This window comes from Nocardiopsis dassonvillei subsp. dassonvillei DSM 43111 (assembly GCF_000092985.1).
Taxonomy (GTDB): domain Bacteria; phylum Actinomycetota; class Actinomycetes; order Streptosporangiales; family Streptosporangiaceae; genus Nocardiopsis; species Nocardiopsis dassonvillei.
In genome coordinates, this window is the sequence record NC_014211.1 from 445,610 (window position 1) to 471,076 (window position 25,467).

General features: G+C 68.5%; 25 protein-coding genes and 2 tRNA genes. 15 read left to right on the forward strand and 12 right to left on the reverse strand.

What is annotated here, in order from left to right; all coding sequences use genetic code 11:
- Positions 1-27: 27 nt before the first annotated feature.
- The 4 genes from NDAS_RS28780 to NDAS_RS26130 all read right to left on the reverse strand — a co-directional run bounded on the left by NDAS_RS28780 (position 28) and on the right by NDAS_RS26130 (position 3,779).
- Positions 28-684 (reverse strand): hypothetical protein, encoded by a 657-nt coding sequence (locus tag NDAS_RS28780; RefSeq protein WP_126625025.1) that lies wholly within the window; start codon positions 682-684, stop codon positions 28-30.
- Between the two features lie 6 nt (positions 685-690).
- Positions 691-1,752 (reverse strand): DUF262 domain-containing protein, encoded by a 1,062-nt coding sequence (locus NDAS_RS28285; RefSeq protein WP_013156267.1) that lies wholly within the window; start codon positions 1,750-1,752, stop codon positions 691-693.
- Positions 1,753-1,828: 76 nt separating this feature from the next.
- Entirely contained in the window at positions 1,829-2,374 is a 546-nt protein-coding gene (locus tag NDAS_RS28290; protein ID WP_013156268.1) for a flavoprotein, read from the reverse strand.
- Positions 2,367-3,779, reverse strand: coding sequence for a helix-turn-helix domain-containing protein (locus NDAS_RS26130; protein WP_013156269.1), 1,413 nt, complete (start codon positions 3,777-3,779; stop codon positions 2,367-2,369). Before NDAS_RS26130 ends, NDAS_RS28290 begins: the two co-directional genes overlap by 8 nt.
- Before the next feature lie 414 nt (positions 3,780-4,193).
- On the opposite strand from NDAS_RS26130, the gene NDAS_RS29455 reads away from it, so the two are divergent.
- The 6 genes from NDAS_RS29455 (at position 4,194) to NDAS_RS26160 (ending at position 8,219) form a co-directional block, all read left to right on the forward strand.
- The gene (locus NDAS_RS29455) at positions 4,194-4,517 is read left to right on the forward strand and encodes a hypothetical protein (protein ID WP_232051613.1); all 324 of its coding nucleotides are present in this window, start codon (positions 4,194-4,196) and stop codon (positions 4,515-4,517) included.
- Positions 4,514-4,945 carry a hypothetical protein gene (locus NDAS_RS26140; RefSeq protein WP_013156272.1) on the forward strand — a complete coding sequence of 144 codons (432 nt, stop codon included), beginning with the start codon at positions 4,514-4,516 and terminating at the stop codon, positions 4,943-4,945. The genes NDAS_RS29455 and NDAS_RS26140 overlap by 4 nt, the downstream gene beginning before the upstream one ends.
- 227 nt (positions 4,946-5,172) lie before the next feature.
- Positions 5,173-5,913, forward strand: a complete 741-nt coding sequence (locus NDAS_RS26145; protein ID WP_041553431.1) for a GntR family transcriptional regulator — start codon at positions 5,173-5,175, stop codon at positions 5,911-5,913.
- Positions 5,914-6,029: 116 nt separating this feature from the next.
- Positions 6,030-6,440, forward strand: coding sequence for a hypothetical protein (locus NDAS_RS26150; RefSeq protein ID WP_013156274.1), 411 nt, complete (start codon positions 6,030-6,032; stop codon positions 6,438-6,440).
- Positions 6,441-6,537: 97 nt separating this feature from the next.
- Positions 6,538-6,792 carry a hypothetical protein gene (locus NDAS_RS26155; protein WP_013156275.1) on the forward strand — a complete coding sequence of 85 codons (255 nt, stop codon included), beginning with the start codon at positions 6,538-6,540 and terminating at the stop codon, positions 6,790-6,792.
- The gene (locus tag NDAS_RS26160; RefSeq protein ID WP_013156276.1) at positions 6,789-8,219 is read left to right on the forward strand and encodes an FtsK/SpoIIIE domain-containing protein; all 1,431 of its coding nucleotides are present in this window, start codon (positions 6,789-6,791) and stop codon (positions 8,217-8,219) included. The genes NDAS_RS26155 and NDAS_RS26160 overlap by 4 nt, the downstream gene beginning before the upstream one ends.
- Here NDAS_RS26160 and NDAS_RS26165 read toward each other — a convergent pair.
- A complete protein-coding gene (locus tag NDAS_RS26165; RefSeq protein ID WP_013156277.1) occupies positions 8,180-8,392 on the reverse strand; it encodes a hypothetical protein in 213 nt (70 codons plus the stop codon). The genes NDAS_RS26160 and NDAS_RS26165 overlap by 40 nt on opposite strands.
- A gap of 35 nt (positions 8,393-8,427) precedes the next feature.
- Between NDAS_RS26165 and NDAS_RS26170 the strand changes: the two genes are divergently transcribed.
- The 3 genes from NDAS_RS26170 to NDAS_RS26180 are packed head-to-tail and all read left to right on the forward strand — an operon-like array spanning position 8,428 to position 11,562.
- The gene (locus tag NDAS_RS26170; RefSeq protein ID WP_013156278.1) at positions 8,428-10,134 is read left to right on the forward strand and encodes a replication initiator; all 1,707 of its coding nucleotides are present in this window, start codon (positions 8,428-8,430) and stop codon (positions 10,132-10,134) included.
- Complete coding sequence (locus tag NDAS_RS26175) at positions 10,131-10,340, forward strand: helix-turn-helix transcriptional regulator (RefSeq protein ID WP_013156279.1); 210 nt, start codon at positions 10,131-10,133, stop codon at positions 10,338-10,340. The genes NDAS_RS26170 and NDAS_RS26175 overlap by 4 nt, the downstream gene beginning before the upstream one ends.
- 22 nt (positions 10,341-10,362) lie before the next feature.
- Positions 10,363-11,562 (forward strand): tyrosine-type recombinase/integrase, encoded by a 1,200-nt coding sequence (locus NDAS_RS26180; RefSeq protein WP_013156280.1) that lies wholly within the window; start codon positions 10,363-10,365, stop codon positions 11,560-11,562.
- A 123-nt stretch (positions 11,563-11,685) separates the two neighbouring features.
- Here NDAS_RS26180 and NDAS_RS26185 read toward each other — a convergent pair.
- A tRNA-Ser gene (locus NDAS_RS26185) sits at positions 11,686-11,774 on the reverse strand.
- 144 nt (positions 11,775-11,918) lie between these two features.
- Between NDAS_RS26185 and NDAS_RS26190 the strand changes: the two genes are divergently transcribed.
- Both NDAS_RS26190 and dnaN read left to right on the forward strand, forming a co-directional pair.
- Positions 11,919-12,377 carry a hotdog fold domain-containing protein gene (locus NDAS_RS26190; RefSeq protein WP_081461788.1) on the forward strand — a complete coding sequence of 153 codons (459 nt, stop codon included), beginning with the start codon at positions 11,919-11,921 and terminating at the stop codon, positions 12,375-12,377.
- A 258-nt stretch (positions 12,378-12,635) separates the two neighbouring features.
- Positions 12,636-13,778 carry a DNA polymerase III subunit beta gene (gene dnaN, locus NDAS_RS26195; RefSeq protein ID WP_232051733.1) on the forward strand — a complete coding sequence of 381 codons (1,143 nt, stop codon included), beginning with the start codon at positions 12,636-12,638 and terminating at the stop codon, positions 13,776-13,778.
- Between the two features lie 211 nt (positions 13,779-13,989).
- Here dnaN and NDAS_RS26200 read toward each other — a convergent pair whose 3' ends face one another.
- The 3 genes from NDAS_RS26200 to NDAS_RS26210 form a co-directional block, all read right to left on the reverse strand.
- Positions 13,990-14,793 (reverse strand): DUF2786 domain-containing protein, encoded by an 804-nt coding sequence (locus NDAS_RS26200; RefSeq protein WP_013156283.1) that lies wholly within the window; start codon positions 14,791-14,793, stop codon positions 13,990-13,992.
- 87 nt (positions 14,794-14,880) lie between these two features.
- Entirely contained in the window at positions 14,881-15,300 is a 420-nt protein-coding gene (locus NDAS_RS26205) for a hypothetical protein (RefSeq protein ID WP_013156284.1), read from the reverse strand.
- A 182-nt stretch (positions 15,301-15,482) separates the two neighbouring features.
- Positions 15,483-15,995, reverse strand: coding sequence for an NUDIX hydrolase (locus tag NDAS_RS26210; RefSeq protein ID WP_013156285.1), 513 nt, complete (start codon positions 15,993-15,995; stop codon positions 15,483-15,485).
- Positions 15,996-16,860: 865 nt separating this feature from the next.
- Between NDAS_RS26210 and NDAS_RS29040 the strand changes: the two genes are divergently transcribed.
- On the forward strand, positions 16,861-17,037 hold the full coding sequence (locus NDAS_RS29040; RefSeq protein WP_167539520.1) for a hypothetical protein: 177 nt from the start codon (positions 16,861-16,863) through the stop codon (positions 17,035-17,037).
- Positions 17,038-17,169: 132 nt separating this feature from the next.
- A complete protein-coding gene (locus NDAS_RS26215) occupies positions 17,170-20,160 on the forward strand; it encodes an AfsR/SARP family transcriptional regulator (protein WP_304598500.1) in 2,991 nt (996 codons plus the stop codon).
- A 9-nt stretch (positions 20,161-20,169) separates the two neighbouring features.
- Here the strand turns inward: NDAS_RS26215 and NDAS_RS26220 are convergent, their stop codons facing one another.
- Positions 20,170-21,027, reverse strand: coding sequence for an oxygenase MpaB family protein (locus tag NDAS_RS26220; RefSeq protein ID WP_013156288.1), 858 nt, complete (start codon positions 21,025-21,027; stop codon positions 20,170-20,172).
- 198 nt (positions 21,028-21,225) lie between these two features.
- Positions 21,226-22,281: a DUF4037 domain-containing protein gene (locus NDAS_RS26225; RefSeq protein WP_013156289.1), complete on the reverse strand. Its 1,056-nt coding sequence runs from the start codon at positions 22,279-22,281 to the stop codon at positions 21,226-21,228.
- A 546-nt stretch (positions 22,282-22,827) separates the two neighbouring features.
- Between NDAS_RS26225 and NDAS_RS26230 the strand changes: the two genes are divergently transcribed.
- Both NDAS_RS26230 and NDAS_RS26235 read left to right on the forward strand, forming a co-directional pair.
- The gene (locus tag NDAS_RS26230; RefSeq protein WP_013156290.1) at positions 22,828-23,346 is read left to right on the forward strand and encodes a lytic polysaccharide monooxygenase auxiliary activity family 9 protein; all 519 of its coding nucleotides are present in this window, start codon (positions 22,828-22,830) and stop codon (positions 23,344-23,346) included.
- A 252-nt stretch (positions 23,347-23,598) separates the two neighbouring features.
- On the forward strand, positions 23,599-25,140 hold the full coding sequence (locus NDAS_RS26235; protein ID WP_013156291.1) for a serine hydrolase domain-containing protein: 1,542 nt from the start codon (positions 23,599-23,601) through the stop codon (positions 25,138-25,140).
- 229 nt (positions 25,141-25,369) lie between these two features.
- Here the strand turns inward: NDAS_RS26235 and NDAS_RS26240 are convergent.
- A tRNA-Pro gene (locus NDAS_RS26240) sits at positions 25,370-25,443 on the reverse strand.
- Positions 25,444-25,467 lie beyond the last annotated feature (24 nt).

Consider the following 25,467-nt stretch of genomic DNA (forward strand, 5'->3'; position numbering starts at 1 on the left):
GCTAGTCGCGTGAGATTATTTATATATTTACTCGGCGGCGGCTTCGGCTATGGAATCCATTGTATCGACCCATGAGCTAAACCTTGCAATTCCTCCGAATGTTTTCTGGTGGCAATGAATGGATACTTCAATGGTTCCAGGTGTCATGTATTTTTGCGCTCTGGATAAGGTGTTGCTATTTTTGTGGGCGATAAAATTTCTTATGTTTCTTATCTCCTCAAGTGGATTGGGGATGCTTTGTCCGCTTTCTATTTCTACAGAAGAAGAAGATATTGATGCAAGTATAACGTTATTGTTGGTGATGCCCAGTGCGTTCCCTATGTCAGCCAAGGACTGAACCTTGTACCAACTTGGTTCCCCATCTATTGTTCGAAACGAACTTCCTTTCTTTTTAGATTCTTTTTTTAGAATTGATAGCGCTGTTGCTTCGCTTAGGGGTTTTTGGGGCTTGTAGCGTGTGCCGGAGAGGCCGACTACTTCTCCCGAACAGCTCGCCAGGAATAAACTTCGGATATATCTATTCCAGGCGTCCCAGAGTGAAACTATGCAGCCGTCAATTAGTGGGGAGTAGGGAACTTGGAAAGCAAGGACCTTGGTCGGGTTTTCTCCCGAGAGGAAGAGGCTTTCTATCTGATTTATTTCTGACTTAAATTCGCTGACGCAGTCGCTTAATTTCTTGGTCATGGGACGCTAGAAAAATGATTCTCCTGTCAGTGCGCGGCAGAAGTATTCAAAACGTGTTTGTCGACTTCGCATGCGTTGTGTAGTTGAGCGCGCATCGACAAATAGGTTCAGATTGCTAGGGAGATCTTCCAGTGGTGTTGAGAATGCGATGTTCAACTCTTTTAGGCTATTGACAGCATTATCCTTGTTTCGGAGTAGGTTCTCTTTTGGGGGGATTCTACTAAAGTCTATTTTTCCTTCTGGGAGTTCGTTTTTCGCATACATAACTGCTGCCGCTAGCATTAGAAAGTGTGGTCTTTGTGCGATCGGTTCGTTGGCTAGGTCTTCCAGTAGTTGGGCAGTTTCTAGGCATACGTTAGTCACTTTTTCCTGGGGAGGAAGATCTTCCAATGAGTCGTCTTTGTGATTCTCGTATATCTTTGTGATCTGGGACTCTCCGCCATCTCTCACACCTTCGATGAAGTATCCGATTACTTCAGCAATAGTGGATTGGTCTGCCATCCTTACGCGCTCACGCGGGGAGATGACGCCAGCTTCCCATACGGGTGTAACTCGTCGGACAATATTCTTAACAAGATCGCTAAATGCATTATCAAAACGAGCATTTCGAAGCTCAGGCTCGTTTACAGGGACAGCGTAGGAGTTGATTCTTACAAAAACTTCGAGCACATCTTCGTCGCTTGCATTGATGAGCTGCTCGCATGTCAACTTATAGGACAAGAAGTCATCCTGCTGTTCGTCTTCCAGGTCGCGGTATCTTTTCCCTTTGAACTCTCCCGCCTTGGGGCCTAGGACCAGTTTGTCAGAGGCGAAATCAATTATTGTGCGGAGCCTTTGTTGCCCGTCAACTACATCTCTAATGGTGCGCCGTGTAGCTCTATCCACTTTTGTCCTAATGAGGAGTTTGGGTATGGGGTATCCTCTGATAATAGAGTCAATCAGATAAGTCCTAGCCGCTGAGGGCCATACTGGTCCGCGTTGGAACTTTGGATTTAGTACAAGCTCATGGTCGTCATTCCATTTAAGGAAATCTGCTATTGTGTAGTGCTGCGGAGTGCTGCCCTTCAATTTTCCTCCTTTAGGTCATTTGCCCGTATTTGCACGGTCGAGCCTTCTGTCGCCCATTGGCGGATTCTAAAATATATTATTTTAATTGACTCGATATTGAAGTTAGTGTTGACTTCCATGGAAGGCTGTGTTTTTTTCCACTCTGTGGCGGGTGGGGTTCGAATAGTCCAGGGCCAATCAGGATTATAAGTCCCTCATCTTGTAAATTTCTTATGCTTCTTTGGAAGGGTGCTCGTTTGGCGTAGGCCGAGTTCACGAACGGGAGGATGACTGTCGGTACGCCGAGGCCGATGGCCTCGTTCACCACGTCTAGGGCGTAGTTGTCGGCGATCCCGTTGGCCAGCTTGTTGATCGTGTTGAAGGTGGCCGGGGCGATGATGATGGCGTCCGCCTTGGGAGAACGCGGGCCTCCCGGAGCGCGATGTTGGCTACGCACCGGCCTGCCGGTCTGCTTCTCCAGCGCCTCGACGTCGATGAAACCCACCGCCGCTGGCGTGGCCATGACCTGAACGGTCCAACCCTGCTCCTGTGCCAGATCGACCAGCTTGCCGACATCCGAAGCCGGACCTGCCGCGCACACCACCACGTAGAGAGTCTTCCGCTCACTCACTGAGTCAGGCACCGACCCTTTCCGCTAGTTCGCTGACGTTGTCGTACAGGTGACCACTCGCCCGGGTACGGATGTCGTTGATCAACTGGTGCACCACCGGACGGGCGGTCAGTTCCTCGCTCGCCATCTCCTCGGCGTTGCGCAACGCGTGGTAGGCGTGCTCGGTCTTGCCCCACTGCTGGTACGCACGCGCCGCGTCGATGAACAGCGTCACCCGGCGTTCCATCACGTCGATGTTGTCCAACCGCACCTGGCGCGCGTAGTCGATCGCGCTGCCCGCGTCGCCCAACTCGACTGCCGCGCTCACCCGGTGCAGCAGGACGTTGGTCGGTCCGAAGGCAGTCCACTGGTAGTTGAAATCCCCGCCGAGCCGTTCACCCGCGTCGCTGGCCTCGTCAAGCAGGCTGAGCGCCTGGCCCCGGTTTTCGCGCTTGGCCGCCGAGACCGCACCGCTCAGCAGAAGCGACCCGTACACCGACAGGGATTCCGGCGTGGCCTCGTCCGTGGCGCTGTCCACCCGTTCGGCGGTGCTCGTCGCCAGTTCCGTCGCCGCCTTGTAGTGGCGCTCACGCATCAGCGCCCGGGTGAACGCCCTGGCGCTCGCACCCACGACCGCGGGGCTCTCGCTCGCCTCGGCCGCGCGCATGCTTCGGTCTGCCGCGAGGTAGGACAAACCGCGCTCCTCGCACTTGAGCAGGAGACTCGCCGCCACGTGGTACGCCTCCGCCCGAAGCGCGTGCACCCGGGAGAGGTCGTCGTCTTCGACACCGGACACCGCGTCATCCAGGCCGCGCAGCAGCTCGGGTAGCCGCTTGGCCACCGCCGTGTAATGGCACGCCTGGTATCCGGCCTTGGCCGCGTGCGTCCGTTTGGCGAGCTCGCCGAGACTCGTCGCCGCTCGCACAGTCGACCGACGACCTCCCGCGTACCTGGTGAGTGCTGCGGCGATCTCGTCCATGTCCAGCACTGAACCTGTGGTGGCCTGGAACAGGGCGGTTCCGGCCAGTCCGACGAATGCGCGACGTCGCACCTTCTCATCCTCCCCCGGGCCCGGGCTCCTGGGTGCGGGTCGCCTCGGTGGTGCCGAGGACTCCGCGCTGTCGGATCCAGTGAACGTGCCGGGGTTCTTCGGTGCAAGGCCGAACAGCATCCGCGCGCGGTCGGGCATCCCGAAGCCGTCGGCGATCCGTTCGTACACCTCGAAGGCCGTGACGGTCTTGCGGCCGTTCAGTACCTCGCTCACCCGCCCCTGTGAGAGGCCGGTCGCCGCCGAGATCGCCATCTGGCTCGCACCGCCGTACTGGCGCCCGAACCGGAAAAGTGCCTGGACATCGCGCCTTCTCAGGAACTCCGCCGTGTGCTCGCGTTCCCATGCCCACGACGGGATGGTGATCCGGCTCGTCGGGTGGCCCGGCATCGTGACTCCTCGGCGGTGCGAGTGCAGGGGGGACGGCCAGTATCCCCCCTTGTCATCCCGAGGAGGAATGGGTTTCGGGAATCCGAATCGGGATTGTTGGCCTCATGGACAGCAGCAGCGCAACCACGTGCAGGTCATGTCGCGGACGGGGCTGGAAGTCCGTCCGCCCTCGGCGCTTGGTCGTCGTTCGGGTCCCCTCCGATACGGAGCCGACCAGGCGTACCGCGATGTGCCCCTTCTGCAAGGGGACGGGACAGGTCTCCACCATGGCGTCTCCGTCCCACGGCAGTGGTCTCGCCTGCTGACCCATGACACGACAGACCCCCGCGACGCGGTGGAAGGCGTCCGGGGGCGCGGCCAACCTGAGGAAAGCAGGCTGACGTGAGCGACCTTATCGCCCTGATTCGGGCTTGGGTGACTCTGATTCGACCGAAACGACACGGCAGGCACCACCGCACCGGCCCCCGGGCCTACTACCTGCCCGCACCCGCGCGGGCGGAGCTGTGGCCCGCGCCGGACCCCATCGTGATGGACACGGGCGACCCCCGCGCCTACTCCCTCCAACGCGGCCCCTACGCCCACCTGGAGCACCGGCGCCGCGCGCAGCGGGCCGAACGGGACCGGCGGGGGATCGACCTGCTGATGCAGATCGCGCGTTCGACTCCCGCCCTCGACGACATGGCCGAGTTGCGTGACCTGGTGCGCACGGCCATCGCGGTCGGGGCGGTGCGGCGATGACCACCGAACCCTCCACTCCGATCGCCGACCGGGAGACCCTGACGGCTTGGGCGCGGGAACAGGGCGTGCGGGTGCGCGTCTCCGCCGAGGACTGGGACTCCATCACCTACGAAGCCCTTTCCACCGGCCCGGACGGAACCCCGCTGGTGGAGCGGTACCGGTGCGTGCTGCCCGCGTCCCTCGCGCTGCGGCGTCTGCGGCTGTCCTACGTCGTCGGGCTCTGCCACGACGCGGGCGGGGCGGCGTGCAACCATGTCCGCCGGGTCGTGCCCCCGGTGCTCTCGGCTCCCGAGACGGCTGCCCGGCATGACGTGGCGCTGGTTGCGGCGGCACTGGTGGAGTCCGAACGCCGGGCGGTGTGCGGGGCGACGGTGGACAACCTCACCGTCTACACCGTCCAGCGCGCCCAGGACTGGCGACCCTTCTGAGGGTCCTTCCCAAGGCGCTTCGCAAACCCCCGCGTGCCCTGATGTCTCTTCGAGACCACGGGGCCCAGGGCACGCGGGTCCCTTCTTCGCGGCGACGTGCACGCCTGGGGGTGTGCTTCCCGCCGTGTCCTCTGACCAGTGGTGGGGGTTCATATGTGCCCCCATCTGCTGACAGAGACGACCGAGAACAGTAAGCTACTCGACCATACGAGTACTAGAGTCACCAGGTGGACATCATGTCGAGTCTGGAGTTCGCTCCGCCCAAGTACGTACAGATCGTGCGGGCGATCCAAGAGCGCATCGAGGACGGTACCTATCCGGTGGGGGAGATGCTTCCCTCCGAGTCGCGGATGGTGCGCGAGTTCGGGGCCGGGCGCTCCACGGTCGTGCGGGCCCTACAGATCCTGAGCATGCAGGGGTGGATCGACCGCGAGCACGGACGCGGGTCCTTCGTGCGCGGCGTCCCGCAACAGGGCTCCGAACGCTCCCACGCGGGGGCCAGTGCCTTCGACGCCTCCGAGGAGGCCAAGCGCAACCGCATCCTGACCGCCGGACGCGCCCCGGCCTCCGCCGCCGTGGCCGAGGCGATCGGTGTGCCCGAGGGCTCCCCGGCGATCATGCGTCAACGCCTGGTCCTGGACGAGGGCGAACCGAGTGAGCTGGTCACCCTGTGGTTCCCCCTGGACGTGGCCGAGGGAACCGACCTGGGCGAGACGCAGCCGATCAGCATTGGCGCACGCGAACACGTGCAGATGGTCAAGCAGCTCCGGCCCTCCAAGGTCGTCGAACGGCTCTGCGCACGCCTGGCCACCGGCGTTGAACGCGAACCCCTGGGGCTGGACGAGGGCACTCCGGTCCTGGGCATCACCGCGCGGATACTCGATGCCTCCGGGGACGTGATCGCCGTCGCTGAGGTGGTGCTCCCCGGTGACCTGCACGAACTGGAGGACTCCTACCCGGCCGTGTAGACGCGACTCCAAGACCGGCCACATATCCACTTGTACGGACGAGTGTGGCCGGTTATTCTTAGGCTCCACTCGACCGGTCAAGTAGTTGAGTGAACATCACAAGGAAGGTTGTTCAGATGGCTATTCAGGGTGCGTTGCCGGTGGCGTTCGGGACGGTGTTCCCGCACGGTGCGTTCGCGTTGGGGGTGGAGGCGATCACCGACTTCGAGACCAAGCGGCCCCAGCTCGACAAGGACAGCGGGCTTCCGCTGTGGGCGGTGGACGTGATCGACGCCGACCCCGAGGCGCGCGGCAAGGCCAAGTCGGTCAAGGTCAAGGTCGCCGCCGAGGTCTGCCCGACCCTCCCGGACGAGGTCCCGGGGCTGCCGTTCCGGCCGATCGAGTTCGAGGTGATGGCGGTCATGCCCTACGTGGACGACTCCGGCCGCCGCCCCCGGGTGGCGTACTCGCTGCGCGCCCGTGGCGTGAAGGCTCCCGGTGGCGTGGCCGGTGGTCGCCGCGCTCCGGCTGCGAAGGACGCCGCCTGACCCTCGACATGTAAGCGGGGCGGCCTGGTGCTCCAACACCTCGGCCGCCCCTGAATCCCTCCTGCGACTGCGAAATCTCAGAAGAGGTGTCTTCAGTATGTCCGATTACCCCCGCGACCTGTCCGGGTTGAGCGGCCCGGAACTGGTCCGTCTGCTGCTGGACGCGACCAACCCCCCGCCCACCACCGACATCGAGCGCGTGGAGTTCTTCGACTTCAAGGCCCGGGTGTTCGCCACGATCGCGGACCGGGATGAGAACCCCGCCGCCGCGACCTTCGCCGCCCGTGCTCGCTCCGACCGTGACCGGCTCCTGGCCCAGATCGAGAAGCAGAAGCGGGGTGGCCAGCGATGATGCGCCAACCCAAGGTGGGGGCCGCTCAGTCCTCCCCGACCCTTCCCACCCCGGCCCAGGGCGTGCGGTGGACGACACCGATCGTGGAAACCCCCGGGATCGTCGTCCTGGCCTCGTGGATCTGGCGGCTGGTGCGGTTCCTTCTCACCCTGCCGTTCCGGTTCCCCGTCATGGTCGCCTGCCTCGCCTCGTCGGCGGGGGTGTGGTGGTGGCTGGACTGGCCCGGCCTCGCCTGCCTGTGGGGTACCGCTGCCGTGGTCTCCCTTATCTGGTGGCGCACCTGGCCCGGCTCCTACCGCGCCTGTGTCACCCTGCGTCTGCTGGCGTGGTGGCGGCATCTGTTCGTCTACAAGCGGCACTGGCAGCCGGTGTTGGTGATCTCCGGGTTGGCTGAGTCCTACCAGGAACGCCGCTACCTGCCCCGCATCCGCCGCGTTCGATGCAACTCCTGGGCCGACTACGTCCGCGTCTCCCTCGTCGCCGGAACCTCTCCGGACGACTTCGAGCACCGCGTCACCGAGCTGGCGCACGGGTTCGCCGCGCCTTCCTGCCGTGTGGTGGTCAACGGTCCCCGGGACATCACGTTGGAGTTCCCCCGACGTGACACCTTGGCCGAACCCCTGGACGCCCTGCCCGTCCCTGACTCTCCGGATCTGGACGCGCTCCCGGTCGGCCAGCGCGAGGACGGCTCACCCTGGTTGCTGCGGTTGCACGGAACCCACGTGCTCGTGGTCGGGGTGACCGGGGCCGGCAAGGGATCGGTGATCTGGTCCACCATCCGCGCCATGCTCCCCGCCCTGGCCGACGGCACTGCGCAGGTGTGGGCGATCGACCCCAAGCGCATGGAACTGGCCTACGGCCGCGACCTGTTCACCCGCTACGCCGACACGGGCGAATCCGCGGTGGCCCTGCTCGAAAAGGCAGTAGCGCAGATGCAGGAGCGGGCCGAACGCTACGCGGGCAAACAGCGCTCCCACATCCCGACCACCGATGACCCCTTCGTCGTGGTCCTGCTCGATGAGGTCGCCTTTCTGACCGCCTATCACCCCGACCGCGACGTGCGCCGTCGCGCGGAGAACGCGATCGCCACGCTGACCTCACAGGGCCGTTCGGTCGGCTTCGCCGTGCTGGCGGCGTTGCAGGACCCGCGCAAGGAGGTCATGAACCTGCGCAACCTCTTCCCCGACAAGGTCGCCCTGCGCCTGGACGAGGCATCGCAGGTGGACATGGTCCTCGGCGAAGGCGCACGTGAACGGGGTGCGGAAGCCCACCTGATCGACCCCACCCTTCCCGGGGTGGCCTACGTCCGTCTGGAAGGCTCTCCGTCCCCGGTGCGGGTCCGGGCCGCCTACGTCGCGGACGAGGACATCACAACCATGGTGGACAACTACGGGGTGGGCTTTTCCTCGGATGGAGGGGCAGCCTGATGTTGGTACTTCTTCGCTTCCTGCCATGCCCCGACCAAGAACACCGCGAAGAACAGGGTGTTGAACACGAAGAGCAGACCCGGCATGACCTGGCCGTGGCTAAGCGACAGTACCGACGCGGTCAGGCTGAGCACGGTCGTCACAAGCAGGAACGGCACCAACCACGGTTTCATCTGACCTCTGCTTTGGTCGTTCGAGGGGGCGCCTGATGCCCACTCCCACCGGTAAGACAACCCGGGCCGAACGGCTCGCGCAACCGCTCGCCCGTGAGGTGGCCGAACAGGTCGCCGCCGACCACGGCGTGTGCATCCGCCCCGTGTCCCTTCGACGCACCAACATCGCCACAGGTGCCGCCGAGGTGATCGACGTTCCGTGCGGGTCCACGCTTGAATCGCGGTGTCCGGCCTGCGCCAAGAGGAAGCGCAGCCTTCGCCGCTCTCAGTGTGAAGAGGGCTGGCACCTGGTTACCGAACCTGTGGTGGAGCCTGATCCGCCGTCCGAGGAACAACGCGGTTGGGTGGAACAGCGGGCGTTGGTCACCGCCGAACGGGATCGCCTCGCTGCCACCGGGGTCGCTGACCCGGAACAGCTCTCGGCGCTGGATGCGGCGATCGCGGACCTGGACGAGGAGATCACCGCCTCCGGTCTTCGAGGTTCGGTCACCCGCTCCGGCGACTCCTCGGGTTCGTCGGGGCCGCGTCGGGTGCGCTCGACCAAACGCCGTCAGGACGTGCCCGACCTTCCCAAGCGACCTATGACGAGGAAGACGGTCGGGCGGGCCTTCACTGACCCGGCCTCGGGCAAGGTGTTTCGGCCCTCGCTGTTCATCACCCTGACGTTGGACTCCTACGGGCGGGTGCGCTCGGACGGCACCCCGGTCGATCCCTCCACGTACGACTACCGGCGGGCCGCCCGGGACACCCTGCACTTCTCCAAGCTGGTGGATCGGTTCGTGCAGAACCTGCGCCGCGTGGCCGGGTTCGATGTCCAGTACTTCGCCGCCGTGGAACCCCAACGACGGTTGGCCCCGCACCTGCACATGGCCACACGCGGCACCATCCCCCGGGCAGAGCTGCGCCAGATCGCCGCCGCGACCTACCACCAGGTGTGGTGGCCTACCGCCGACCGCGTCGTCTTCGACGGTGACCACCTGCCGGTCTGGGACGAGGACGCGGGTACCTATCTCGACCCGACCACCGGGGAAGTCCTGCCCACGTGGGACGAGGCACTGGACGCCCTCGACGACGACCCGGACGCGGAGCCTCATCACGTGGTGCGCTTCGGCCGACAGGTGGACGCCAAGGGTGTGGTCGCGGGCTCGGAGGACGCTTCGCGGTGTGTGCGCTACCTGGCCAAGTACCTGACCAAGGACATCGCCGACTGCCACCAGGTGGAGACCACCCGACAGGAACAGCACGTGGACCGGCTCCTCGACGCCCTGCGCTTCGAACCGTGCTCGCCTCGATGCGCGAACTGGCTGCGCTACGGCATCCAACCCGACGACGCCAAACCGGGACAGCGCCCCGGGTTCTGCCGGTCCAAGGCCCATCGCCGCGAACACCTGGGCTACGCGGGCCGCCGCGTCCTGGTCTCGCGCAAGTGGTCCGGCAAGACTCTGGCCGACCACAAGGCGGACCGGCTCGCCTGGGTCCTCAACGCCCTCGGAATTAACGGCGTTAATAGCGACCCCGCCAACGAGGACCAAGGCGAGGAGGACACTCCGCGTCCCCCCGTGCTGTCCTCGGTCGCCTCGGGCTCCTTCGAGTGGGAGTTGGCCCGGCCCACCGACCCCGACGTGGCTCCTCGGGAGCAACGCCTCCTGCGCGCGGTGGGCGAAGCCCTCAAACGCCGTGCCCAACTCGACGCGGCACGGCGGAACGATCTTTCGGCAATCCACGGAAGCAGGACGGCATGAGTGCGACGACGGCGACCCCGGCCGTTCCGGAACAGCGTCGGGACCACGGCCTGTGGTCGGTGAAGGACACGGCCTCCTTCCTGCGCGTTCCGCCCAAGACGCTCTACGAGTGGCGCTACAGGGGCGACGGTCCGCCCTCCCACCGCGTCGGCCGGTACGTGCGCTACGTGCCCGCCGAGGTCCACGCCTGGGTCCTGGCCCAGTAACCCACGGAAAGGAGACACCCCCATGGCTCGCGCGTGGGTCTACGACCGCACCAAGGACAGGGCGTACACGGAGGCGGTGAGCAAGGCCAAGGCGTCCAAGCGCACTCCGCCCGGCCGGTGGTGGGTCCGCTACTACGACCCCTCCGGGAAGATCAAGAGCGGCGGCGTCTTCCAGAAGAAGCCGGACGCGGAGAAGAAGCGGACCGAGATCGAGAACAGCCTTCACGAGGGCTCCTACCGCAACCCCCATGACGCCAAGGTCACCGTGGCGGAGATGGCGGAGAAGTGGCTCATCACCCGCACGGACATCAAACGATCCACGTGGTGGCAGTACCGGGCGGTCCTGGACAACCACGTGCTGCCGCGCTGGGGAGACCTGCGCCTCTCGGCAGTCCACGCCGAGGACGTGGCCGTGTGGGTGGCCCATCTCCAGAAGCCCCGGGACGAGGGCGGTAGCAACCTGGGGGCCTCGCAGACCCGGCACGCGCACGTCGTGCTGTCGATGGTCCTGGGCTGGTGCGTCCCCCGGCGCATTCCCTTCAACCCGGCCAAGGGCGTACCGCTGCCCAAGCCCAGTGAGGCCGAACACGTCTACCTCGACCACGCCCAGGTGGAGGCGCTGGCCGACGCCTCCCTGACGCTGCGCACCAAGTACGGGCAGGAACTCGCCTCGGCCAGGGTGAGCCGGGCGCTCGTCCTGCTCCTGGCCTACACCGGCATGCGATGGAGTGAGGCCGCCGCGCTGCGCGTGGGAAGGGTGGACCTGGACCGGCGGCGGGTGCGGGTCGTCGTGACCTTCGCCGAGGTGGACGGCAGGCTCGTCGAACAGCCCCCGAAGAACGGCAGGTTCCGGACCGTGCCGGTTCCCCGGTCCCTCGTCCCCGAACTGCGGCCCTTCGTGAAGGGGCGGCCGGATGACGCGCTGGTCTTCACCACCAGGCGGGGCGCTCCGCTGCGCATCCGGAACTGGCGCAACCGTGAGTTCGCCCTGGCGGTGAAGGTGGTCGGGCTCGACGGCATGGGGCTGACCCCCCACAAGCTCCGGCACACCGCCGCGTCCCTGGCGATCGCGGCCGGTGCGGACGTCAAGGTCGTGCAGGCCATGCTCGGCCACAAGACGGCGACCATGACCCTGGACCGGTACGGGCACCTGTTCCCGGACCGCCTGGACGAGGTGGCCGACGCGATGGACGCCGCCCGTCTGCGGGTCCTCGCCGCCTGACCGGTGAACGGCGAAGGCCGGTGGCTACCCGGGCCGTGTGCGATGAATGTGCTACGGGCCCGGACCACCGGCCTTCGCCGTGTTCCGTGGAAGGCTCCCACCTGGGGAAACTCCCCGATTCTGCGGAGGGTGTGGGATTTGAACCCACGAAGTCCCGTCAAGGACTTGGTGCTTTTCAAGAGCACTGCACTCGGCCGCTATGCGAACCCTCCCCGCGGAGAGCGGATCTCCGCCACGTCATGGTAGCCCACACCCCTCCGCCCGCGCGGCCCGCCCGGGAACACGTTTGCGTCCACCGACATCCGTGGGGTGGCGCCCATAGGTTACCCGGCAGTAACATGAGCGCCATGGCACACATGAACCCCGAGACGGCGGAAGCGGTCAAGGCCGGTTTCCTGGCCGCGGTCCCCTTCGTCCGGACCCTCGGCCTGACCTTCACCGAGCTGGACCACGGGCGCGCCGTCATGCGCCTGCCCGACAACGCGGACCACCACAACCACGTCGGCGGCCCCCACGCGGGCGCCATGTTCACCCTGGCCGAGTCCGCCTCCGGCGCCATCATCATCGGCACCTTCGGCGACCAGCTCGACCGCGCCGTACCCCTGCCGACCACCTCCACGATCGACTTCCTCAAGATCGCGACGGGCGACCTGACCGCCGAGGCCGTCCTGGGCCGTCCGCGCGAGGAGATCATCGCCGAGCTGGACGAGGGCAGGCGCCCCGAGTTCCCCATCGACGTCGAGCTGCGCACCGAGGACGGCACCGTCACCGGTCGCATGAGCATCACCTGGACCCTGCGCCCCAACCGCAAGTAGAGCCACTGGAGACACAACCGTCACGTTCCCGGCCGGGCCCGCTCGCGTTCGGTGCCCGGCCGGAACCCTCGGCGCTGTCGGCCCCGCCCCGTCCCCGGCCCCTGCCCCCCGCGGGCCGCGCCCGGTCAGCGCTTCGCGACGCCTTCTCCCAGGTCGGGCCGTGCCCACGGTCGCGTTCGAAGGGGGCGAATGTCGTCACCGCTGGGTACGTTGTCGGCAACGACAGCGCTACGAGGAGGCCTCACCGTGAAACTTCGAGTGGACCGCGACGCGTTCGCCGAGGCGGTCGCCTGGACGGCCCGGGCCCTCCCCACACGGCCCGCCGTCCCGGTGCTCTCGGGGATCCGCATGGAGCTCTCCCCGGACGGCGCCTCCCTGCACCTGTCGGGGTTCGACTACGAGGTCTCCACCCGCGCCTCGGTGGACGTCCTCTCCGAGGAGCCCGGCGCCGCCCTCGTCCCCGGCCGCCTCCTGGCCGAGATCGTGCGCAACCTGCCGTCCGGCTCCGTGCACATCGACAGCGACGGCCCCAAGCTGCGCATCGTCGGCGGCGCCGCGCGCTTCACCCTCATCACCATGCCGCTGGAGGACTACCCCACCCTGCCCGGCATGCCCGGACGCATCGGCTCCGTCGCCGCGGACGCCTTCGCGGCGGCCGTGCGCCAGGTGGCCCCGGCGGCCAGCCGCGACGACACCCTGCCCATGCTCACCGGCGTCTACCTCGACTTCAGCGGCGACACCCTGAGCCTGGTCGCCACCGACCGCTACCGCATCGCCGTGCGCGAACTGTGGTGGAGCCCCGAGGACCAGGGCCTGGACGCGGCCGCCCTGGTGCCCGCGCGCACGCTGAGCGACACCGTGCGCGGTCTGCTCACCAAGTCCAACGTGGACATCGCCCTGTCCACGGCCAGCGGAGGCGAGGGCGTCAGCCTCTCCCCGGGCGAGGGCATGATCGGCTTCGAGAACGGCGAGCGCCGCACCACCACCCGGCTGATCGACAGCGAGTTCGTCAAGTACGCCGCCTGGTTCCCCAAGGAGTTCTCCGCGCGCGCCGAGGTGGCCGTCACGCCCCTGGCGGAGGCGGTCAAGCGCGTGGCGCTGGTCGCCGACCGCAACACCCCGCTGCGGCTGGCCTTCTCCGAGGGCGAGGTCGTGCTGGAGGCGGGGTCGGGAGAGGACGCCCAGGCCGTGGAGGCGATCGAGGTCGGCTACGAGGGTGAGCCCCTGCGGCTGGCCTTCCGTCCCGACTACCTCATGGACGGGCTGGCGGGTGTGGAGACCGACACCGCCTACCTCAACTTCACCGAGCCGACCAAACCCGCCGTGTTCACCGACGTGCCGGCCAAGGAGGGGGAGAACCCCTCCTTCCGTTACCTGGTTCAGCCTTTGCGGGTGTCCTGATAAGAGGTTATGGACCCATTCTCAACCGGGCCGCCACCTTATCCACAGAGTTATCCACAGGAGGCCGTTCTTCCTGTGGATAACCCCGGGTAATCGTCCCCGGGAACACCAGAACCGCCCCGGTTGAACTCTCGCATTTCCCCTCTGACATGCGAGAACAACAATCGGGGCGGTTCTGTGCACAGCCTGTGGACAACTTCGCGGAAGGGGCCTACTCGCTCTCGTTCAGCGCGGACGAACCACCGCTCCCCACCGGCGTGTCCAGCCCCAGTTCGGCCTGGCGCCCCCGCCGGTAGCCCGCCCGGTACCCCGCGGCGCTGTGCGTGCGCTCGGGCCGGTGCTTGCGCAGCTGCGGGAACTGCTTCTGGAACTCCTCGCTCACCCGGTGCACGTCGTTGAGCAGCACCAGCTCCGCGCCGCGGGAGGCGTCCACGCTCTCCCCAGACCCGCCCGAGCCGCCCGGCGAGGCCATCTCCTGTAACCGCGCGCGGAACTCGCGGATGCGCTCGGCCACCGCCTGCCCGTAGGCGCGCACGAACGACCGGTAGTAGCGCTTGCGCTCGGTCTCCAGCTCCGAGCGCGTGTAGTTGCGCAGCTCCCGGATGTCGGCCACGTGCGACGAACTCATGAACTTCGCCGAGGCCTCCATCTGCATGGAGATCGACGGCAGCAGCATACGCAGCGCGTCCAGCGCGCTCACCGTGCCCACGAGGATCATGACGCGTTCGGTGTTCTCGGAGTTGTTGCCCCGTACCGCGGACTGGCAGCCGTAGGCCGCGGAGATGTCGGCCAGTGCGCGCACCCGTGCCTTGCCGTGGCCCCCCACCCCCGAGACGGTGTAGTCCATGCGGCTGATCGCGTCCGGCGCCTCGCCCCTCTCGGCGCGGGCCTCGGCCTCCGCGATCGCGTGGCGGGTCATCAGCTCGGCGGCCTTGGCGGTGAACGCCTGGCTCTCGGCATCAGTAACCGCGGGGTCCTCCGCCATGCGGAGGAGCCCGCGGACCCGCTCGACCATCTTCTGACGAGCAGATTCAGTCATCGGCGCCCGGTTGTCTCCCCTAGGTGAGTATCTGCCTTCCACCATCGGCGGAAGATACCGAGCCTAGGCGTTCTTGTTGCCGACCACCATCGCGATGAGGCCAACGGTGATCCAGATCGCCGCCGCGACGAACAACCCGCCGAACAGACCGCCGATGATCGAGCCGGTGAAGATGCTGACGAGGGCGTACCCCGCGCCGCCGATTCCGGCGGGCACGGCCGCGTACCGGAACGGGTAGGTGGCGGCGTAGCGCCTGCCCCGGCGGTCGGCCTTGCGGCTCATCACGCCGCCCACACCGCCGATCAGTGAGAAGAAGACCACCGCCGCGGTCAGACCGGAGGCGATCGCGCCCAGGCCCGAGCCCAGGTTGAGGAGGAAGAAGAGGGCACCGCCGGCGGCACCCCCCAGCACCGAGGTGGTCCAGGGCCAGATCATCGTCGCCGAGGCGACGGGAGTGAATGCGTTACCGCGCTCCAGCGTCATGTCCACTGCTCCAGTCGAATAGCGTGACGACCGCTCTGCGCCGGGCCGTCCCCTCCAGCATGCGGGGCCGGAGCCCGGAGCGCATCAGGGATCCGCCCCTGACATTCCCCCGAGACCGCCCTCCGGCACCCCGCCCGGACTCCCGACGGGTGCGCGGAAGGCCCCCGCGCAGGGTCCAACGCTCAACCGGTCGCGGAAGTGCCCGGACCGCCGCCGTTCTCCGAGAAGGCCGAGACCAGGTTCGCGTGCAGGTGCGGCCACGCGGCGCGGAACGGCGGCAGCAGCGGGAGCGAGTCGGCGGAGTCCACCGGCACCCAGCGCACCTCCTTGCTCTCGGAGTTGCCCGGCCGGAACGGCGTCAGCCCCGGCAGGCTCGCCATGAACGTGTCGTAACGCCACACGGTCAGGTCCTCCTCGTGGACGCCGAGGAGGCTGTACCCGTCCAGGTCGCCCTCGACCTCCTCCTCGAACTCGCGCACGGCGGCCTCCAGGGGTGTCTCGTCCCGGTTGCGGGCGCCCCCGGGGATGCCCCAGGTGCCCCCCATGTGGGTCCAGCCCGCCCGGTGCTGGAGCAGCACGTGGCCCGCTCCGGCGGCGTCGGTGGCGTACAGCAGCAGTCCGGCCGCGCCGTAGATCCCCCACCTGCGGGTTCCGTCCGGCAGGCTCACCCAGCCGTTTCCGTCGCCCTCCAGCATCACGTCCTCCAACTTCGCGCCCTCCGGGACCGCCGCTGCCGTCCGATCGGCATGCTCCCTAGCAACCTATGGCCCGACACCGGGCTCGCGCAGCCCTCCTCCCGGTGTACGTGCCCGGCGCCACAGGGAGTTCCCGGCGGAGGGCGCGCCCACCCGGGACCTCGTGGCCGTTCGGGCGTGTCGGGATCTCCGAAGGGGCGCCGGTCCCGGGGGAGCGTCCGGGACACGGATGGGGGAAGAACGCGAGAGGTACGAAAAGCTTCGCAAGGGAACGCCTGTCGCGTCCGGGGCGCGGGCCTTCCGGGGGACGGGAACAAGCTTGCCCTCCTGAGTCCGGGAATTTTCCGGATTTCGGCGATGAGGGGAACGTTTGGTTTATCCCCGTCGTTTTCCGGAAGGTTGGAGAGGAAGCGGAATCCGGCCCCGCGGAGGGCGTTCTCCCCGATCGAAGGCGCGCCCCCGGACGGCGGGCGCGTGGTGCGTGACGGCCGCCGCACACCAGGTGCACGGGCTCTGACCGTCCGCAACCGGCCAATCGCTGGCCCCGGCGGACTCCGGCGGTCCATGATGGCGCGGCCCCCGAACCGCCGCCGCCACACCGATTTCAGCGCTGAAAGAAGACTGAAAGCGGAGTGGAAGAGGATCTCTCTAGTGTGGAACACGTTCGACGCGTTCGGACCCGCGAGAGGACGGCTCGCGGGTCCGACACAGTGCGACGTTCGTTGGACACATGCCACCCGTGGTGTGCTTTGAGGCGGAACCCGCCACGGGTGGCCAGTCCGCCGGAAGGCGGGGTCCGTTGATGCTTCGTAGACGTAGGGCTACCTTGCGGCTCTACGCGAGTGCCGTGAGAAGAGGAGTCCGAGTGCCGAAGATGCTGACCGTGGACGAGGAGTTCGAGGCGATCGTCGCCGGCGACCTCCGCGAGGTGCGCGCGGACAAGATGCAGCCCTACCAGGAGCCGGACCCCTCGAAGCCGGTCCCGGCCGCGCCGCCCGTCGAGAGCGCGCCCGCCGAGAAGAAGTCCGCTGAGGAGAAGTAACTCCTTTTTCGGGTAGTCCAACGGTCACTCCGAGTACCTGCGTGGAGGGGGGTACTCGGAGCCGTTGGCATGTCCGTATTCCCTATTTCCGGCCAATGGCCCTTGCTAGGGTTGCTGATTGTGGAATTCGGCGTGCTTGGCCCCATTACCGTCTGGTCCGACGGCCGACCTGTTCCGGTCGGCGGTCCGCGCCAGCGCTGTGTGCTGGGCGCGCTGCTGGTGCACCTGGGGCGCGAAGTCACCATCGACCAACTCATCGGTTACCTCTGGAGCGACGATCCGCCCCGTACCGCCCGGTCGGTGATCCAGGTCCAGATATCCCACCTGCGCCGCAGCCTCCCCGGTACCATCGCCACCACCCCCGGCGGGTACACCCTCGACGTCGACGCTGACTCCGTCGACCTGCACCGCTTCCGCAGGCTCCGGGACCGGGCCGCCGCGGCCGAGCCCAAGACCGCGGTCGACATGCTGGAACAGGCGCTGGAGTGCTGGCGCGGAGTCCCCTTCTCCGGTGTCGGCTCCGAGTACCTGGACTACACCGTCGTCGCCCCCCTCCGGGAGGAGCGCTGGTCCTGCGTCGTGGCCTGGGCCACCCACGCGCTGGAACTGGGCAGGCACGCCGACGTGGTCTCCCGGCTGACGTCCCTGGTCAGCGAGGAGCCCTTCAGGGAGCGGCTGCACCACCTGCTCATCACGGCCCTGTGGCGCGACAACGAACGGGCCAGGGCGCTCTCCGTCTACGAGGAGTTCCGGGCCAGGCTGGCCGACGAGCTGGGTGTCGACCCCGGTCCGGAACTGGTCGCCCTGCACACCCGGATCCTCCAGGAGGACTTCTCGGAGGAGGGGCCGCAGGACCTGTCGTCCGGGGAGCCGGGAACGCGTTTCGTGGTCCGCAACGACCTCCCGCGGGACCTGCCGGACTTCACCGGACGCCAGGAGTCCCTGCGGCGGTTGGACGAGGTGGCCCGTACCGGAGACGACCGCGCCCAGGTCTGCGTCATCACGGGCAGCGGCGGCGAGGGCAAGACGACCACAGCGGTCCGCTTCGGCTATGAGGCGGCCGGGCGCTACCCCGACGGACAGCTGTTCATCGACCTGTACGGGTACACGACCGACAGGGAGCCTCTCGACGCCATGTCCGCGCTGGGCGCCCTGCTGCGCGCGGTCGGCGTCGAGCCCGAGGCCGTGCCCGAGTCCCTCGAAGAGCGCGCGGCGCTGTGGCGGGCCACCCTCATGGGGCGCAGGGTCCTGGTCATCCTCGACAACGCGTTCAGCTATGCCCAGGTCAGCCCGCTCCTCTCCTCCTCGCCGGGGTCGATGACCCTCATCACGACCCGCAACGAACTCTCCGGGCTCAGCGGCGCCCGCTTCCTCTCCCTGGGGGTGTTCGACGAGAGCTCCTCCCTGGAGCTGCTCGGACGCGTCCTGGGAGAGGACCGCGTACAGCGCGAACCGGACCAGGCCCGGGAGATCATCCGGATCTGCGGTGGCCTCCCCCTCGCCCTGCGCGTGGTGGCGGGACGGATGCTCAGCCGTCCCAGGTGGTCGTTCGCGCACGTCGCCCGCCGACTCGGTGAGCAGAACCGGAAGTTCCGCGAACTCCAGGTCGAGGGGCAGAGCGTCGAGGCCGCCATCGACCTGTCCTTCCAGAGCCTCAACCGGGACCAGAGCAGGACCTTCCTCCTGCTGGGTCTGATGATCGGCAGCACGATCGACCTCGGCGGCGCGGCCGCCCTCCTGGACATGACGGTGGAGGACGCGGACGACATACTCCAGGAGCTGGTCGGGGTGTGCCTGCTGGAGGAGCCCCAGGGGGACGTGTACCGCCTGCACGACCTCATCGGGGCCTTCTCCCGGGATCGTGCGGCCATGCTGCTGGACGCCGGGGAGATCGAGGCCGCGAAGCTCCGTCTGGCGGAGCAGTACATGGCCACGGCACAGCACGCCGCCGACCTCCTGGGGCCGCGCGCGCACGACGACGAGATCGACGTGAGCCGGGGTTACCGCACCGAACTGTCGGGGAGGGAGGACGCCGAGAACTGGTTCACCCTGCACCAGGAGAACCTCGCGGAGACGATCGAGTACTTCGCCTCGCACGGCAACGGCGAGTACGCCTGGCGTATGGCGGACGCGGTGTGGCGTTTCTACGCCCTCCACGGCCAGATGGGCCTGCTGATCAGTTCCCACCAGCGGGCACTCCAGATCAGCGACAAGCAGGGGAACCGGCGCGGGCGCGCGGTGACCCTCATCGGGCTGGGCATCGCCCACTGCCTCTCGGGGCGCTTCGACGAGTCGCTCGCCTTCCTCACCGAGGCCCGGGAACTGCTGACCGCGATCCACGACAGCAGGGGGATCATCCGGGCCCTGGCCAACCTGGGGATGGTCTACGAGCGCGTCGGCCGTCTCGCTGACGCGGCGGAGTCCATCCAGGGTGTGCTGGACTACGCGGTCCAGCTGGGCGACACCCGCCTGGAGGCGTTGCAGTGGGGCAACCTCGCCGTCCTCAAACAGACGCTCGGCGCGTACACGGAGGCTCTCCACTGTGCCCAGCAGTCCATGGAGAAGGCCGTGGGCGAGGGCCAGAAGGTGACCCGGTCCCACGCCAAACGGGTCATGGGGGAGGCCCGCACCGGGCTCGGAGAGCTGGACGCGGCCTTCGCCGACCTGAACGAGGCCCTGGAGCTGTCACACGAGCTGCGCCTGGTGGGCAACCAGGTCTACATCCACAACTCCCTGGGGCTGGCCCACCGGGCCGCGGAGCAGTGGGAGCGGGCGATCGAGTCCCACACCACGGCACTGGACCTGGCCGAGCAGCACGGGCGCCGCAGTGGTGACGCCGAGATCCGCGTCGACCTGGGGATGACCTACGCGGCCGCCGGACGCCACCGCGAGGCGCTGTCCGAGCTGGAGGGGGCCCACGCCATCGCGGTGGAGCGCGGCGAGCGCCACATGGTCGCCCGCGCCGCGCTCGCCCTCGGACGCCTGCCCGCACCGGTCATGGCCGCGGACCGGGCCCGGGGGTTCCTCGGCGAGGCCGAGGAGATCTTCACCGAGTTGGGGCTGGCCGAGGCGGAACAGGCCAGGAAGGCCCTGAAGGACCACCCGCCCGCGTCCCTCGGCTGACGGCCGAGGTCAGTCCCGGCCGACGGTTCCCCCCGCCCCGCGGCGCGGCGCCGCACCGGGTTCCGAACGGCGCCGCGGCGGCCCCAGCCAGCGCGGCCCCAGGGTTCCGCGCCGCATGGTCCACAGGCACAGCGTGGCGGGCAGGACGCGCACCGGCCGGGGAACGTAGGGGTACACCGCGCGGGTCGTCCGCACGATCCGGTCGAAGCGGCGCTGGCGCGCCGGCGACCACGGGATCGCGAACCGCTCGCGCAGGTCGGGCGGAAGCAGCCCGCCGGTGAGCAGGAGCTGGACCCGCATCAGCGGGCGCAGGGGCGCGCTCGCCGGGTGGAACAGCTGCCCGGTGATGGCGCGGGCCTCCTCGCCCACGTCCAGCAGGGCCAGGGCGCCGTCCCAGTAGGCGGCGAACTCCTCGGGGGACGCCGGCCACTTCTCCTCGGGCAGGCCCAGGGCGGTGGCGAACGCCGAAGCCTCGCACAGGTGCAGGGCGCGGTCCTCCTCGCCGAGTTCGCCGAACACCATCGCGTGCAGTCGCGAGGCGGTCTGGAACAGGGTGGCGGCCACCCACAGCAGGAGGTCGTCGTCCAGGGCCCGGTACCCGGGGCCGTTCACCTTGCGGTGCAGCGCCCGCACGATGGCGTGCAGGCGCCTCCTCTCCTCCTCGGTGCCGTAGACCGTGCCGTACACGAAGTAGAGGGTGCCGAGCAGCCGGTCGAACGGCCGGGAGGAGAAGTCGCTGTGGTCGTGCACCCCGCGGGCGACGCCGGGGTGGGCGATCTGGAGCAGGACGGCGTACCCCGCGCCGCCGAGGACGCAGGCCTCCGCGCTGATCCGTCGCAGAGGTGATCGGTCGGACGGTCTGCCCATGCCTGGGATCGTACGGCACCCGCCCGCGCGGGCGGGAGGGCCGCGCCCTCGTGGGCGTGCCCGCGGTGACGGGGCGGGCCGGGCGTGTGCGGGGCCCGAAGAGGGACGGGGGGAACCCGTCCACGGGATGGTTCCCACCCGTCCGCGCCGCGACGGTCACGGACGTGGACGGGGGCACTCCGTCGGCTGGGACGCGGCTCACGGCCCCAGGGCGCGGAACACCTCCGGCCGGGTCAGCGCGTCGGTGTTGTCCGCGAACTGGTCGACCGAGCCCACCGGCGGCCGCGCGGCCAGTCCGGGGTCGGTGATCCCCGCCAGCAGGGCACGGGCGAACCGGGCCGCGTCCAGCACCGGCCAGGGGCGCTCGTGGAACGGTCGGGGCCGGGTGTCCAGGGCGGCGGCGAGGCCGGTCCGGTTCTGCCGGTCGGCCACCAGGGAGGACGCCTCGGCCAGGGCCGCGGCGTCCGCGTCCAGCGCCCGCTCCAGGAGCGGGGTCAGCTCCGCCGCCCCGGGCAGACGGGCGAAGGCGCTTCCCAGCCACTTGGAGTAGGGCGGGTAGCGGCGCTCCAGCAGCAGCGCCAGGCGCATGAGGTCGCGGACCACCCGGGCCGCGACCACCCGCGCGCCCAGGCGGTCGCCCACCTCCGCGCAGCGGCCGACGAACGCCTCCTCCTGGGACACGCGCTGCCACTGGCAGGCCAGCACGTACCGCCACACGTCGTCCGGGTACCAGGCCAGGCGCTCCCTGGCCCGTGTGAGCGCGCCGACGCCGTCGTGGAAGACGGCTCCGCCCACCACCTCGGCCAGCCGCTGGGTGGGTGTGGCGAGCCAGTCGGCGGTCCCCGTCCCCTCCCCCGGGTCGAAGCCGAGTCGGCCCCGCAGCCATTCGCCGGATCCGCTGACCTCCACCCGGTGGCGGCCGCCGGGCGCGTCGGCGTCGGGCCGCCAGGTCTGGGGAGGGCCGCCGTTGGGGCCGAACCGGACCGGCCAGCCGCGCACCCGCTCGGGCAGGCCCTCGGCGAGCAGCGCCAGCGCGCGGTCGCGCTCATCGGGTTCGTCCACGAAGACCTGGAGCCGCGGGCCCCAGCCGTGGTCGGTGGAGCGCTCGGTGTCCAGTCCGAGGACCTCGGACCCGGCGCCGAGCAGCGCGGCGGCGTGCGCGACCGGCCCGGGCCCGCGGGCGAGCAGGGGCGCGACCGCGTCCGTGTACAGGGCCCGGGACAGTTCCAGGCCGGGGAGGAAGACCGGGGTCACGCCCGAGAGCCTAGGGTCCGACCTCCGCACGCGGCCACGCGTTTTCCGGCGCGGGGGCCCGCCGCCGCTGGACCGCGTCGGAGCGGGGGTAAGGGAAATCTATCCATCTGGTTAGAACCGCTCCAGGAGCGGGTCGAAGGGCCGATGGTCCACAACGTTTTACGACAGACCGGGGATCGCTACTGTAAGGTGTCTTTCCAGTTCGCGGCGCAAATGACCGAGGAAGTGTCGTCAGTACCAGTGCCGGAATGCGTTCGCCCGGTCGGGCCTTCGGCGCGGTGGTACGCGGTCCCCCAGCACAGCAGGGGTATTGACGTGTAGTGACAGGGTCTTTACGGTCTACCGACAACAGGTGGAAGGAAATTCCGGGGACGCCCGGAATGGCCGGGACAACGACGTCCGGTGTCCGCGGGGGAAATATCCGAGCCCCCACGGACGCACTCCACTTCCTGGGCCGGAAACGGTCCGGGTCACCCCGCTACGAATCCCCCGCACCGCGCCGCGAGGCCGGACGGGATCGTGACCCGAAGAGAAGGGCCCCGTTCAATGAAGACCCGCAGAAGGATCCGCTCCGCCTCAGCCGTCGCCGCGGCCACCGCTCTGATCTTCACCCTCATGCCCGCCAGCGCGGCCAGCGCGCACGGCTACGTATCGGCGCCCATGAGCCGCCAGGCGCAGTGCGCCGCGGGCATGGTCGAGTGCGGCGGCATCCAGTGGGAGCCGCAGAGCGTGGAGGGCCCCAAGGGCCTGATGAGCTGTTCCGGCGGCAACTCCCGGTTCTCCGAGCTCGACGACGACAACCACGGCTGGCACGTCACCCAGGTCGGCACCTCGGTGAACTTCACCTGGACCCTGACCGTCACGCACGCCACCGCCAACTGGGAGTACTTCATCGGCGGACACCGCGTCGCCAACTTCGACGACGGCGGGGCGCGGCCGAACTCGACCGTCCAGCACAACGTGGACCTGTCCGGCTACAACGGCCGCCACACGATCCTGGCCCGCTGGAACGTCGCCGACACCGGCAACGCCTTCTACGCCTGCGTGGACGTGAACATCCGCTAGCGACCCGACGCCTCCCCGGCCCGGCCCCCCGCACCCGGGCCGGGGTCGCGGCGTTCCCGGCCCGCAAGGCCCCCTGCCCGCCCCCGGGCACGACGAAGGCCGGTCCCGTAGGACCGGCCTTCGTGCTGGTCGGGGTGGGCCCTGCCCCACCTCCGGAACGGGGCACACCCGTAGTGCTCCGCCGCGGTCCGCGGCCGTAGGTTCGGGCGAGCCCGGATCACCGACGACCCGGCCGGAGACGAGGAGACCCGAGTGACCGCGTCCGACCCCTCTGCCCGACACCGTCCGCGCGGACCGCGACGGTGGGCGATCACGGCACTGACCGCCGTCCTCGTCACCGTCGGCGCGGCCGCCCTCGCTCCGCGCCCCTACGAGCTCGGCGCGGAATCCGACGGGGACACGGAGCTGGTCGAGCGCGTGCGCGGGGGGATCGCCGACACCACGGGGTACCACGGCCTGTCGGTCGCGCTGGTGGAGACGGACGGGGACGGGGGGCTCCGCGTGCGCACGGCGGGGCTGGGCAGCACCGGGGCCGACGGGGAACCGGTGGGGGAACACACCCGGTTCGGCTCCGCGTCGGTCGCCAAGGTGCTGCCCGGCATGCTGCTCGCCGACATGGTGGACCGCGGTGAACTCGCTCCGCACGCCCGGGTCGGCGATCTCCTGGAAGACGTCGACTTCGCCGATCCCGTACTCGCCGGCGTCACGGTGGAGGAGCTGGCTACGCACACCGCGGGCCTCTCCAGGGAGGAGACCAGCCTGCTCCAGACGTTGTGGCAGTTCGCGGCCAAACGCCACCCGGATCCGCCCGGGTCGGTCGAGGAGTTCCTGCGGACCGTGGCGGAGGACGTGCGGGTCGATCCCGCGATGCGAGGCGGCAACCACTACTCCAACACCGGGATCGACCTGCTCGGGCACGCCCTGGCGGCGCACGCCGGGACCAGTTACGCCCAGCTCGTCCAAGAACGGATCCTCGACCCGTTGGGGATGGAGGACAGCGCGATCCGGACCACCGGTGACGGTGCCCCCTTCCAGGTGCACAACGCCGATCTCGGGCGCCCCCTCGTTCCGGAGGGCTCGGAGGCCTCCGGCCCGTCGGGAGGGCTGGTCACGACCGCGGGCGACCTCGGCCTGCTCCTGGCGTCGGTGATGGAGGGCACCGCCCCGGGGGCCGCGGCCGTGCGTCCCGTGGCGCCGGGGGACGTCGAGCGCCGCGAACAGGGCCTCGGCTGGTACGTGGAGACGCTGGGAGGGGTGCCGATCACCGGCCACGGCGGCAACGCCACGACCAACGGCCACACGGCGTGGATCGGTTACACCGGTGACCGGGGAGCCGTGGTCCTGTCCAACACGCACCGGTTCAGCGAGGACATCGGCATCCGCCTGCTCGGTGTCGACGAACCGAGCCCCGACAACGCGGCGGGCGAGAGGATCTACGCGACCGCGACGGTCCTGCTCGCTCTCACCCCCGGTCTCCTCGCCCTGGGGTTCGCCTCACGGCGGCGCCCCGGCCGCTGGTGGCGCCGTCCCACCGACCGCCTGGGGCTGGTGTCCCACTGGGCCGGCGGCGCCACGGCGCTCACGTACGCGTTCCTCGCCGGGTTCTGGCATCTGGTGACCCCGTGGGCGTGGGTCGCGGGTCTGCTCCTCCTGGCCGCCGCCGTCCTGGTGGGGGCGTACCGGTGGCCGCGACTCCCGACCGCGAGGGGCGCCCGGCCGTGGGTGCGGTGGTCGCTGACGGCTCCCGTCGCCGCGGGGAGCGCGGTCATCCTCGTCCTGCTGGCCTCGGTCTAGCGGAGGCGGGGCGGCGGTCGGTCCGGTCGGGTCGGGGCCACGGGGACCGCAGGAACGAAGGCGCCCAGCGCGTGAACCCGGGCTCCCGCTTCTGACGCAACGGTGACGCACGGAAGCCGACAGGCCGAGGGTTCCGGCCCTGTGCGCTGGGGAGCGGACCGTAGGGGGGAGCACTGGACCCGGGAAAACGAAGAACGGGTGCCCACCTGTGTGGACACCCGTTCCTTTGTCGGGGTGGCGGGATTTGAACCCACGACCTCTTCGTCCCGAACGAAGCGCGCTGCCAAGCTGCGCTACACCCCGAAGCAACGTCCACAAGTCTAGCGG